Origin of the sequence: Gilliamella sp. Gris1-4, from assembly GCF_001690335.1 — a bacterium.
Lineage (GTDB): Bacteria > Pseudomonadota > Gammaproteobacteria > Enterobacterales > Orbaceae > Gilliamella > Gilliamella apicola_P.
Map to the genome: position 1 here is coordinate 1 of NZ_LZHA01000024.1, position 13,073 is coordinate 13,073.

A 13,073-nucleotide genomic window follows, 5' to 3' on the forward strand; every position below is an offset into this window, starting at 1 on the left:
TTTTTTATGATTTCTTCCTGAAGCTGGGATTTTAAGCTCAGTTCGGCAAACATCTGTTTAAGCTTACGGTTTTCAGCCTCCAGCTCCTTTAAGCGTTTGATATCCGAAGTTTCCATTCCGCCGTATTTTTCCCGCCATTTATAAAAAGTTGAATTACCCATGCCATATTTACGGCAGAGTTCCTTGACAGGAATACCTGCTTCAGCTTCTTTTAAAATAGCGACGATTTGATGTTCAGTCATTTTTTTCATAATTAAATCCCCTTTTACTTTTATCATAGAGAATTTTCTACTTTTTTGCTGTACTATTTTAGGGGATAGTTACAAATTCTCGACCATTAAGTGTTGCATCTCCAACACCATAAACGCCTTCATCAGTAGTTATTTTTAATGTAACAAAATTCCGCCCCGGACTACATACAAATACTTCTGCTTTTACAATTTTCATTTAAAACCTCTTTTGTAAATTTAAGCATGATAAAAATAACGATACAAATACTACCATACAAGTAGAGTTGTATGTCTTTGTGAGATTTATCACAGAAAAAAGAGGATGTTGTTAAAAAGTTTCCGGTTACTATATGTTTCAGTATAAAAAAGAAATAAAAAGATAGCAAACTGGCAATCATATCTGTTTTTAACTGTATTAACGGTATAATGGCTCTGGGTATGACTGGAATTTGGCTGTTATAAATGCCAATGGTTTTAAAACAATACGCTATGTAATTAATAGACTCTATTTTGATATTATTAATAGATAATTATGATTCTTTTACCTTCAATATTCACAATTATTTATGTCAAGTTGGCGCAGAAGTTAAAGTTATTAAAAATGACGAAATGACAATTGAACAAATAAAAGAGCTTAGCTTTTCTAAGATTATCATTTCGCCTGGTCCAGGCTCCCCTACCGATGCTGGAATATCACTTGCAACTATTGCCGAATTTAGTCATATTTGCCCAATATTGGGAGTTTGTTTAGGGCACCAAGCGATTGCTCAATATTATGGTTATAAGATCATCAAAGCACCAACACCTATGCATGGAAAAGTCGATGAGATAACGCACGATGGTCAAGGCGTGTTTAAAGGGATCAAAAGCCCTCTTTCGGTTGTTCGTTATCATTCATTAATTGCTTGTGATAATCCTTTACCTAAAGACTCTCAATTAATTGTAACAGCTCGAAACAATCAAGGATTGATTATGGGACTACGTCACAAAAAGTTACCCATCGAGTCAGTCCAATTTCACCCTGAAGCAATTAAAACCGAATTTGGTTTACAAATGATTGATAATTTTGTCCATGAGCAATACTAAATGAAAATTCATATCGACTTTGAAGGTCAACATAAATATTTTTGCAACCCTATCGCCATTTTAAAGTCTGATGATTATTCAACAATCAAACAACAATTTGATTCAATCGAAAAATTCACACAACAAGGCTATTATGCGGTTGGATATCTCGCTTATGAAAGCGCAATGGGGTTCAATAGTGAAAATAAAACAAAACAGAATTATGATTTGCCGCTATTGATATTTGGTATTTTTGATAAATTTTCTATCATTGAGCAAAAACATGTAGAAATAAGTGATTACACTCCACCAAATTTTGATTTGATGAGCGATACATCAATTGAGGAATATAATCAAAAAATTAACTTTATTCGATCTCAAATTGAATCAGGCAATACTTATCAAACCAACTATACAATTCAATTTACTACTCCATTTAATGAAAGTGCTATTAATTATTACCACTTTCTACAAAAGAACAATCAAGCCGACTATTGCGCTTATATTGAGTTTGACGATTATTGTATTTTATCAATTTCGCCAGAATTATTTTTTAAGTTAGAAAATAAAATTATTACAACAAAACCAATGAAAGGAACAACTGCGCGCGGTTTAAATAATCACCAAGATAAACAACAATTAGAATTATTATTCTCTGAAAAAAACCAAGCTGAAAATATGATGATTGTTGATTTATTACGTAATGATTTAAGTCGGGTTGCAAAGGCAGGATCAGTTACAGTTCCTAAATTATTTTCAGCCGAAAAATATCCAACCGTTTGGCAATTGACTTCTATGATTCAAGGTGAATTGAAAGAACATGTTAATTTATATCATATTTTTCAAGCACTATTTCCTTGTGGATCAATAACTGGAGCGCCTAAAACCAGTACAATGCAAATTATTGCAGATATTGAAAACTCACCACGTGGAGTTTACTGCGGGACAATTGGATATATTGAACCATATATGAACAAAGCTATATTCAATATCCCAATTCGGACTTTAACCATACACAATCAACAAATGCATTATGGTGTTGGCGGTGGGATCACTTGGGATTCAACCTCACAAGATGAATATAATGAGATTTTAGCTAAAACAGCAATTTTAACTCGTACCACTTCTTTTCCCAAATATATCATTGAATCATTATTGTTTGAAAAAGGACAATTTTTCTTATTGGAAGAACATTTAAGCAGACTTTCTCAATCAGCTGATTATTTTGATTTTAACTATGATATCAATGCAATTAAGTTGCAACTTATTAAGTTGGCAAATGCAACTAATAAAAATATTGGAAATATCTATAAAGTCAGAATTTTACTGCAAAAAAATGGGCTATATACCATTAGCGAGAATACAATTAACTCGCCAATGCAGATCAATGAAATCGAATTTGCAAAGCAGTGCGTTCATAACCAAAACGTATATTTGTATCATAAAACGTCTAATCGGGAGCATTTTCCTAATTTAATTACAGGAAAAGAATATATTAATTTTAACCAACACAATGAAATAACTGAATTTGTTAACGGTAACCTCGCATTGCGGATTAATGATCAATGGATTACCCCTAAAAAAGAATCGGGGTTACTAGCTGGCACCATGAGACAATTTTATTTAGATCACAATCAATTGTTAGAAAAAACGATTTTAAAAGATGACCTTTTAAAAGCCGATAAAATCGCATTTATCAATAGTGTTCGTAAATGGGTAGAAATTGATGACAAGGTTTTTAGTCAGTTCAAACGATCATTAAGATCAATTACCGTTTAAATTCAAATATTCCGCCAACATTATGGCGGAATATTATTATGACATTAAAGTTTTATTGAGTTTGCAAAGTCTAGTTCTTCATCCTGCCAACCTTTAGATAGCGCATTAACTAAAGCATCATATCCATTACTTGCTAAAGGAACATAGCGTTCAAATGGTTTGCTTTCAATATTAGTTTTACTATCAGTAACAACCCACCGTCCTTTAATCACCGCATCACCAGTATAGCTTCCATGAAACCCATCAATAAATAACTTTACCGTCAATGTTGGCGTTGTAATTGATCTGCTAGAGACTAAATAATTTGGTAACATGACCGTTAAATCTTGCGTCAATCGTTCTTGCAATTGCTGAGATAGTGTTGATGCCCATAAATGATGCGTTGCTGTTTCATATTTGATATTATCAGTTTGTAATACAATACCTGGTTTATTTAAAAAACTCACCACATCTACCGACTCAATCCAAATAAAATATTTGGTAGTTTTTATTTTTTGCGATACTGAACTCTGTAAATTACTAGTTAGTTGAAAATAGCTTTTACTTGGGTTGTTAGCTGAACAACCGACTAATATTGCAAGTAATGGCATAAATATGATTGTAAGTAGCTTTTTATATATTTTGTTCATCATTTTTTACCTTTTGCTTTAGGCTCTTGATCTTTCTTCGCTGGAGCAGAAAAAATCAGTGCATTGCTCTTATCATTGAGAGTATTAAGTAATGGCGTTAATTCATCCATCATCTGTTGCACTTTTTGTAAACTTTCTTTCATTTGGTTATTTAGTTCAGAGCCAGGTTGTAATTCTTTCATTGTTTCATTTAATGATCGTAATGTCTTTTGCAGATCTTTTGGCATATTTTGCATCTCTTTACTTGCCATAATCTGATTTAATGATTTCATTAACTGTTCGCTTGAAGCTAGTGATTGATTAAACTGTGATAGTGTGTTGTTAAGTGGCAAATTATTAAAATTGTCAAGTAACTGCATAATTTTTGCCTGAATTTGCGCAATTCCTGTCGAAGTCGCCTCAATTGTATCGTAACCAAACTGCTTCGCTAGTTGTGGATCATACTTATTTTTTAACTCAGGATAAAAATCAAGATCTATATATAGCGCACCAGTGAACATATTTGAAGTTTTTAATGACGCTCTTAACCCATTTTTTTGTTCTTTCATTATCAAAGCGGCAATATCGATTTTCTCATCAACCAGTTCCGATAAACGATCAGGCTCTATCCTAATTAATATCGGCACTCTTTTATTTAAAATTGATGTTTTATCTAACATTTCAGCGGTATAAAATGGTACTTTAGATACTGTTCCTAATCTAATACCATGATATTCAACTGGTACTCCCTCTGTTAACCCTGATATAGAGTCTGAAAGCATAATAAGGAATTCTTTATATTCAGTATACTGTGAATCTTGGATAGATTTTTTATCTTCATATAATGTATAAACTGCATTTTGCTCTGCAGGTGCACCTAATTTGGAGCCTTCAGGTAAATCAAAACTAATTCCTCCAGACATTAATACATCCAGAGAAGGAACATCTAGGCTTGCCCCTCGAGATGAAAGCGTTAAATTGATACCACCTTCTTTCCAAAATCGTACATTTTGTGTTACTAACACATCATAAGGCTTAGTAATAAAAATTTGATATTTCATCTTACGCGATTCAACATCAAATTCCGAAGTTTCCACATTACCTACACGATAACCATGAAACATAATAGATGCACCTCGAGGAATCACACCATTTTGCTCGCTTTCTAAATTTAGTCGAATGCCTTTGATACTAGGATCAGACAACGGAGGCGCATCAGAAAGCACAAAAGGTTTATTTTGAAAACTGTGAGTATCGTTCCCTGCGGCTAATTCTATATAGACACCCGATAAAATAGTACCTAATCCCGTTACTCCATCACGACCAATTTCTGGCTTAACAACCCAAAAAATCGAATCATTTTTCAGTAACGGCGCCATATCATTATAAATACGGCCTTTTATAACCACTTGCTGGTAGTCATCAGATAAAGTCACTTCATCGACTATACCCACATCAACACTGCGATTTTTAATTACCGTTTTGCCAGCAACAATGCCACTTGCGTCTTTTGCAAGTAATGTGAACGAGGTACCTCTATCAGCATAATGAGAGTAGATTATCCATAGACCAACAATTGCAGTGACAATGGGAATAATCCATATTGCTGAAATAGCTCTAATTTTAATTATTTTTGCCAATTTACTTGATGTTGCCATATTGTTCCTATTAATCTATTTTCTATTTTGCGGACGATCCCAAATTAAACGAGGATCAAATTTTTGTGATGCAATCATTGTGATAATAACGACAGTTGCAAAGAATGTAACGCCAATATCAGGATAAACCCCCATCATTTGCTGATTTCTCACTAACGAACAAACAACAGAAACAACAAATATATCTATCATTGACCATTTACCAATGAACTCAACTGCAGTATATAATTTTTTCATTTTTAAACAATTATTCTTATTTTTTCGTTTTACTGCTAATGCAAAATAACAAAGCCAACTTAGTGAAATAATTTTTAAAATTGGTATAACAACGCTAGCGAGAAAAATAACAAGAGCAACAGGTACATCACCTGCTTGCCACATATAAATAACTCCATCCATAATATTTGAAGTTGATGCAGCCCCCAAAACAACAGTTATCATAATTCCAAATAAATTAGCTGGAATGTAAAGAATTAACGAAGTAATCAACAAAGCTATAGTCCATTGTATTTTATCACGATCCCTAATTTTACTTTTTTGTTTACATCGAGGACATTTTTTATAATGTATGGGTAATATAGCCTGACAACAATTACATAATTTTAGATTTTGGCTAATTCCTGTTTTTCCAACTTTCAATGAATTAACAGCAAAGTTATTACGATGAATTTCGTTCCAAATTACTTCAGGCGAGAAAATAACTAAAGATTTTATATAAAAAAAGACAAATAGACAAAATGCCCAAAACGTACCAGTAACCCCAATACTTCCATAACTCATTAATTTAACAAAGCTAACCAAAACACCTGTAAGAAAGATTTCCGGCATACACCAATGTTGAAATTTTTCATAAACAATAAGTAGATCGCGTCTGCGATATTTTGTTAATTGAATTCTGGAGCAAAGCAGGACGATAATTAATAAATTAAATATAGGGAAAAGTAAAACAAATAAAATAAAAAGTGCTGAAACATAGCTATATTTATCAAAATAAAGGGTCTTAGGAATATCTAATACGCTAACGCCAATGTAATTTCCTACAATTCGGATATCAATAAAGACAAAGCCACAGGCGACAATAATCATAATTAATGAACAAGCTGCATACATAGCAGCTCTAAACTTCATATTGCTACCATTTTTAGCTAATGTAGTATTACAGCGCGGGCAAACAGCTTTATGCCCTACTGTTATATCAGCTAATTCTATGACCAAATCACAGTGTGAGCATAAAACATAATGTTGTTTATCAATGGCCATTATTTTCCTTTATTTCGAAATATTTTTGAATCTGTATAAATATTTTAGATTAACATTACATTTAAATGTAAAACTAATGCATTATTATTAAATAATCTTTTGAAGAACAAATATTTTAATGAATAAAATGTTGGCTATATTAGCTTCAAAACTAATCATATCAAATGACATTTTTTTATGAAAGTATTACTAAATTAAATTAGTGGGTTTTGATTATTATCAAATATAATCTTTATAAAATGCGTTATTCGTTTCATTATACTAAAATAATCATTATTAACCTAGATTTGATAAAAATTCACAGTTATAAAATTAACAAAATAATTCAATAAATTTAATCTTGAATATCGATATTTCATCATCATTTGTTAGTTTCAATTATTACATAAAATAAATTATCCATAAAAATTGTGACTTAATTTCCATAATTAATAAAATAATTGTTGAGTATAAAAAAAACTTGATACTGTATAACAATACAGTGTAATATTACCAATCCTAACTCATTGGAATTTTATAATATGAACGAAAACAAACAACGCGCACTTTCTGCTGCATTAAGTCAAATCGAAAAACAATTTGGTAAAGGTTCAATTATGCGTTTAGGGGATACCCAAACGTTAGATGTAGATGCTGTATCTACAGGTTCTTTAGGACTTGATATTGCACTAGGTATTGGCGGTTTACCAATGGGTCGAATTGTTGAAATATTTGGACCAGAATCATCTGGTAAAACAACGCTTACCTTATCAGTCATAGCACAAGCTCAAAAAGAAGGTAAAACTTGTGCATTTATTGATGCTGAACATGCACTCGATCCAATTTATGCGGCTAAATTAGGCGTTCAAGTTGATGATTTATTAGTTTCTCAACCTGATACAGGAGAGCAAGCTCTTGAAATTTGTGACGCTTTGGTTCGTTCTGGTGCTGTTGATGTTATTATTGTCGACTCAGTCGCAGCATTAACTCCAAAAGCTGAAATTGAAGGTGAAATGGGCGATTCTCATATGGGATTACAAGCTCGCTTAATGTCACAAGCATTACGTAAGCTAACTGCGAATATCAAAAATGCAAATTGTTTAGTTGTATTTATTAACCAAATTCGTATGAAAATTGGTGTTATGTTTGGTAGCCCAGAAACAACAACTGGTGGTAATGCACTAAAATTCTATGCTTCTGTTCGCCTTGATATTCGTCGCACAGGTTCTGTAAAAGAAGGCGAAGATATTATTGGTAGTGATACTCGCGTTAAAGTGGTTAAAAATAAAGTTGCAGCACCTTTTAGACAAGCAGAATTCCAGATTCTTTATGGTTGTGGTATTTCTAAAGAAGGCGAATTGATTGACTTAGGAGTTAAACATAAGTTAGTCGATAAAGCTGGTGCATGGTATAGCTACAATGGCGAAAAAGTTGGACAAGGTAAAGCTAACTCAATTAAGTTTTTACAAGAACATCCTGAAATCGCAAAAGAGCTCGAAACAAAACTACGTGATTTATTACTAAATAGCCCTGCAGATTTTACAGCACCTGAAGACGATACTTCATTAGAGAATGACAGCATTGAATAATGAAAAAAAACTCAATAAATCAATCCTAAATAAAGCTGTGCAATTACTTGCACAGCGCGATCACTCTTCGTATGAACTAAGCCAAAAAATGATATTCTTTTTTGCAAAAAAGCTACAAAGTACAGAAGATGAATATCATGACCAATTGAGTACCCTAAAAGCTGAAATACAAGATGTGGTTGAACATTGTATTAATCAAAATTGGATAAATGACGCCCACTATATTGAAAAATATATTGTTATGCGTGCCAATAAAGGTTACGGAAAATATAAAATTGCAATGGAACTTAAACAACGGGGTTTATCTGTTGACTTAAGTCGTCAGTTATTGCAAGCCTCTAATATCAACTGGGGAAACCTTGCATATAAACAATTATTAAAAAAGTCAAAACAAATCAAAGCAAAAAATAACAATGAAAAACAAAAAGTTATTCAATTTCTAATAGCTAGAGGCTATACACAAAATGATATTAAAACTGCTTACGATTTGTTGACTTAAATAATTATAATATCTAGAATACAAAATATATAATTTAAAGCCTATTACAAATAAAGCTCATTAATTCTTTTTTTATTTTATCCCTATTTACTTGTAATAAATATTAGTTAGCTCCACTCCAATTTAGGAAGATTTACTTTTCAACTTTAGTTGTAACGGGTATATTACTATGTTTAAAAATCTATCGTTTTATATGGAAGCATAAATGAAAAGTACTGCAGAAATTCGTCAAAGTTTTCTTGACTTTTTCCGTGGCAAAGGACATGAAGTTGTCGCAAGTAGTTCCCTTGTTCCACACAATGATCCAACACTATTATTTACCAATGCCGGAATGAATCAATTTAAAGATGTATTCCTTGGTGTTGATAAGCGTTCTTACACTAGAGCAACAACATCGCAACGTTGCGTCCGTGCTGGTGGTAAACATAATGATTTAGATAATGTTGGTTATACTGCTCGGCATCATACATTTTTTGAAATGTTAGGAAACTTTAGTTTCGGTGATTACTTTAAACATGATGCAATACATTTTGCATGGGAATTATTGACCAGTAAAGAGTGGTTTAACCTACCTAAAGAAAAGTTAACCGTTACCGTTTATGAGACAGATGACGAAGCGTATGCAATATGGGAAAAAGAAATCGGTATCCCTAAAGAACGCATAATTCGTATCGGTGATAATAAAGGTGCTCCGTATGCCTCAGATAACTTCTGGCAGATGGGTGATACCGGCCCTTGTGGTCCTTGTACCGAAATTTTCTATGATCATGGTGATCATATTTGGGGAGGACCTCCTGGTAGCGCAGAGGAAGATGGTGACAGATTTATAGAAATTTGGAATATTGTCTTTATGCAATTTAATCGCCACCTTGATGGAACAATGGAACCATTACCTAAACCATCAGTCGATACAGGAATGGGACTAGAACGTATTGCTGCTGTTTTGCAACATGTCAATTCTAATTATGAAATAGATCTATTTAAGGAATTGATTAAAGATGCAGCTGATATTATTCAAACCAAAGATCTAGAAAATAAATCACTACGAGTTATTGCTGATCATATACGCTCTTGTGCTTTCCTAATTTCAGATGGCGTATTACCTTCAAACGAAGGGCGAGGCTATGTACTACGCCGCATTATTCGACGCGCAGTACGTCATGGGCACATGCTAGGAGCAAAAGATATTTTCTTTTATAAACTAGTTAAACCATTAATTGATGTGATGGGAAGCGCAGCGGTTGAATTAGAAAATAATCGAAAACTAGTCGAAGATGCACTTAAAATTGAAGAAGAGCAATTTTTAAAGACTCTTGAACGAGGGTTATCTTTATTAGATCAGGAGTTAGCAAAAATAACAGGTAAAGTTTTACCTGGGGATATTGCATTTAAACTATATGATACTTATGGTTTTCCATTAGATCTAACGGCTGATGTATGTCGTGAAAAAAACATTATTATCGATGAAGATGGCTTTAACCAATGCATGGAAGAGCAACGAAAACGAGCCCGCGAATCAAGCTCATTTAATGTTGATTATAGTAATGTTATCAAACTTGATGATAAAACTGAATTTTTAGGTTACCAAACAACAGAATCATCAGGAAAAGTTATTGCTATATTTAAAAACGGCCAAAAAGTCGAAAATATTAACGCTGGCGATGAAGCTATTGTCATTCTAGACAAAACACCATTTTATGGAGAGTCTGGTGGCCAAATAGGTGATAAAGGCTTACTAACTGCGGCTAACCTTGAATTTAGTGTTTATGATAGCCAAAAATATGGTAAAAGTATTGGTCATCTAGGCCAAATCATAAAAGGTTCTTTAAAAGTTGGTGATAATATCACTGCTGCTATTGATGTTGAATTACGTGAACGTATCCGACGTAATCATTCAGCTACGCATCTATTACAAGCTGCTTTACAACGTATTTTAGGTAACCATGTTCATCAAAAAGGGTCTTTAGTTAATGATAGCTATCTGCGTTTTGACTTTTCACATAATCAAGCCATTACGCCAGAACAAATTATTGAAATAGAGAACTTAGTAAATCAACAGATTCGTCGTAATTTACCAGTAGATATTGAGCTAATGCCAATTGATAAGGCCAAAGATAAAGGCGCTATGGCTTTATTTGGTGAAAAATATGAAGATATCGTTAGAGTTCTGACAATGGGCGATTTCTCAATTGAACTTTGTGGAGGTACTCACGTAGATAGAACTGGTGATATAGGGTTATTTAAAATAATATCAGAATCAAGCATTGCCTCTGGTGTGCGCCGTATTGAGGCAACCTCAGGGCAAAATGCAATGGATTTGATACATAATGAATCCAATTTACTAACTCAAATTGGACAACTAGCTAAAAGTGATAAATCTGTAGTTTTGGCACGCATTGAGCAATTAATCGATCAAACTAAACAGCTTGAAAGAACAATTGAACAACTAAAAGCACAGAAAGCCAGCCAAGAAAGTGCACAATTACTTAATCAATGTGAAAAAATCAATGATAAACATTTACTAATTGCTAAACTTGATAATGTTGAAGCAAAATTATTACGAACTATGATTGATGATCTAAAAAATCAATTAAAGACAGGTGTAATAATTTTAGCCGCCGTCAATGATGATAAAATCAATTTAGCTGCAGGTGTAACCAATGACTTAGTCAATATAGTTAAGGCAGGAGATTTGGTTTCCCAATTAGCATTAAAAGTGGGCGGTAAAGGGGGTGGGCGACCTGATTTCGCTCAAGCAGGTGGAATGGATCTCTCGGCATTACCAGAAGCGTTATCTTCTGTGAAAAAGGAAATCAGTAATAAATTACAAGCAAATTAGCCAGATAGACTCAAAATATTTGTTAATTGAATATTAGAGTTTTTCTGTAAAATCCCGTCTTATTGATGGGGGCTGATAAAGCTATATATTAAAATTGTTTGGATATATACTTAACTGATATTAGGAGATCTAATGTTAATTTTAACTAGGAGAGTAGGTGAAACACTAATAATTGGTGATGATGTAGTTATTACCATCTTGGGCGTGAAGGGAAATCAAGTCAGAGTAGGTATTAATGCACCTAAAGAAGTTTCTATTCATAGGGAAGAAATATATAACAAAATTCATCAACCACAAGAAGCAAATGATGAAATACCTAAGTCCATAGGGTAATATTGGGCAGGAAATAAACAACTAGCACGCGTAAGCAAAAAAATGTTTGACTTATTTTTTGTAAAACGTAATATGTGCGCCACACATTATGATTTTGTTATTCAAGCAAAGTCATAATGTCTTGGTGAGATGGCCGAGAGGCTGAAGGCGCTCCCCTGCTAAGGGAGTATGCGGTCAAAAGCTGCATCGAGGGTTCGAATCCCTCTCTCACCGCCATTAAATAAATTAAAATATGCATCCGTAGCTCAGCTGGATAGAGTACCCGGCTACGAACCGGGCGGTCAGGGGTTCGAATCCCTTCGGATGCACCATTTTAAATAAATTCAAAACGCATCCGTAGCTCAGCTGGATAGAGTACCCGGCTACGAACCGGGCGGTCAGGGGTTCGAATCCCTTCGGATGCACCACTTTTTTAACGAACTTACACGCATCCGTAGCTCAGCTGGATAGAGCACTCGGCTTCGAACCGAGCGGTCAGGGGTTCGAATCCCTTCGGGTGCACCATTTACCACTTGCGAACACTTTATCAGTTATAGCAATAATTAAAAAATAAAAACTTATCTTATTATATCCAGAATCAAAAACAGTTAAGAACTACTCATCACACCACTTTGTACGTTTATTTGTATATTTTGGGAATTTTAATAGCACATAGTTAAAACTAATGTAGAAAATTACGCTGCTTGCTTTCGTGTTTTATATTCAATAGGCGCCACGTTATTTAATGTCTCATAAAGTCTTTCAGTATTATAAATGGAGAGCTAATTTTCAGTTATTCTTTTTGTTTACTATTGGTTGTTAAAAAGATATAAATCTAACACTCTGTTTTAGTAAGTACGATTAGATTGTTAAATATAACCAATTAGATATGCATTATCAGACTCAATATAATCAATAGTAATACCATATGATTTTTCACAATAGATAAATACTTTTTCTAATTCTAATCCATTATCTACCCGTATTTTGAGTGGATAACCATGATATTGGGTCTGTTTATTCAGATAAAGGATTAAATCCTACCAGTCTGCAATATCAATGCCTAATGCTTCTCATTTAAAGTTATCGATGACATTAAACGTTATAAAAAGACGTTAACGAAACTCATAAAATCCATTGACCAACATTCACCACTTTTCTGGTGTTCGAAATGAAGTATGCTTCTATGTTTTATTCTGAGTAAACCTTAACTCACAATATACCCGATATACACGTTTATGTTCCATTTATAACC

General features: G+C 33.3%; 10 protein-coding genes, 4 tRNA genes and 1 pseudogene. 10 read left to right on the forward strand and 5 right to left on the reverse strand.

The genetic code is table 11. The features are described from left to right. Positions 1-251: transposase (locus tag A9G31_RS02850; protein ID WP_176700342.1), on the reverse strand; the 251-nt coding region annotated here is incomplete at its 3' end. Positions 252-327: 76 nt separating this feature from the next. Continuing rightward, a pseudogene (locus A9G31_RS11575) lies at positions 328-447 on the reverse strand (hypothetical protein); the annotation flags it as partial. Between the two features lie 293 nt (positions 448-740). Here A9G31_RS11575 and A9G31_RS02855 point away from each other — a divergent pair. Next, entirely contained in the window at positions 741-1,316 is a 576-nt protein-coding gene (locus A9G31_RS02855; protein ID WP_065560347.1) for an anthranilate synthase component II, read from the forward strand. Further along, positions 1,317-3,074 carry an aminodeoxychorismate synthase component I gene (pabB, locus tag A9G31_RS02860; protein ID WP_065560348.1) on the forward strand — a complete coding sequence of 586 codons (1,758 nt, stop codon included), beginning with the start codon at positions 1,317-1,319 and terminating at the stop codon, positions 3,072-3,074. It abuts the gene before it with no gap. A 44-nt stretch (positions 3,075-3,118) separates the two neighbouring features. On the opposite strand, the gene A9G31_RS02865 is transcribed toward pabB, so the two are convergent. Genes A9G31_RS02865 through A9G31_RS02875 form a run of 3 tightly spaced genes read right to left on the reverse strand, consistent with a single transcriptional unit; the run spans position 3,119 to position 6,600 of the window. Then, positions 3,119-3,706 (reverse strand): PqiC family protein, encoded by a 588-nt coding sequence (locus A9G31_RS02865; RefSeq protein WP_081299319.1) that lies wholly within the window; start codon positions 3,704-3,706, stop codon positions 3,119-3,121. Continuing rightward, complete coding sequence (gene pqiB / locus A9G31_RS02870) at positions 3,703-5,340, reverse strand: intermembrane transport protein PqiB (protein ID WP_065560350.1); 1,638 nt, start codon at positions 5,338-5,340, stop codon at positions 3,703-3,705. The genes A9G31_RS02865 and pqiB overlap by 4 nt, the downstream gene beginning before the upstream one ends. 15 nt (positions 5,341-5,355) lie before the next feature. Continuing rightward, complete coding sequence (locus tag A9G31_RS02875; protein WP_065560351.1) at positions 5,356-6,600, reverse strand: PqiA/YebS family transporter subunit; 1,245 nt, start codon at positions 6,598-6,600, stop codon at positions 5,356-5,358. A 521-nt stretch (positions 6,601-7,121) separates the two neighbouring features. Between A9G31_RS02875 and recA the strand changes: the two genes are divergently transcribed. The 8 genes from recA (at position 7,122) to A9G31_RS02915 (ending at position 12,343) form a co-directional block, all read left to right on the forward strand. Beyond that, positions 7,122-8,168, forward strand: a complete 1,047-nt coding sequence (recA, locus tag A9G31_RS02880) for a recombinase RecA (RefSeq protein WP_034913207.1) — start codon at positions 7,122-7,124, stop codon at positions 8,166-8,168. Beyond that, on the forward strand, positions 8,161-8,667 hold the full coding sequence (locus tag A9G31_RS02885) for a regulatory protein RecX (protein ID WP_176700343.1): 507 nt from the start codon (positions 8,161-8,163) through the stop codon (positions 8,665-8,667). Before recA ends, A9G31_RS02885 begins: the two co-directional genes overlap by 8 nt. Before the next feature lie 205 nt (positions 8,668-8,872). Continuing rightward, positions 8,873-11,506: an alanine--tRNA ligase gene (gene alaS, locus A9G31_RS02890; RefSeq protein ID WP_065560353.1), complete on the forward strand. Its 2,634-nt coding sequence runs from the start codon at positions 8,873-8,875 to the stop codon at positions 11,504-11,506. Positions 11,507-11,638: 132 nt separating this feature from the next. Further along, positions 11,639-11,839, forward strand: coding sequence for a carbon storage regulator CsrA (gene csrA / locus A9G31_RS02895; RefSeq protein ID WP_034913196.1), 201 nt, complete (start codon positions 11,639-11,641; stop codon positions 11,837-11,839). 123 nt (positions 11,840-11,962) lie between these two features. Then, positions 11,963-12,055: transfer RNA gene (locus tag A9G31_RS02900), tRNA-Ser, on the forward strand. An 18-nt stretch (positions 12,056-12,073) separates the two neighbouring features. Next, positions 12,074-12,150: transfer RNA gene (locus A9G31_RS02905), tRNA-Arg, on the forward strand. Positions 12,151-12,169: 19 nt separating this feature from the next. Further along, positions 12,170-12,246: transfer RNA gene (locus tag A9G31_RS02910), tRNA-Arg, on the forward strand. 20 nt (positions 12,247-12,266) lie between these two features. Continuing rightward, positions 12,267-12,343 (forward strand) — tRNA-Arg (locus tag A9G31_RS02915). Positions 12,344-13,073: the final 730 nt, after the last annotated feature.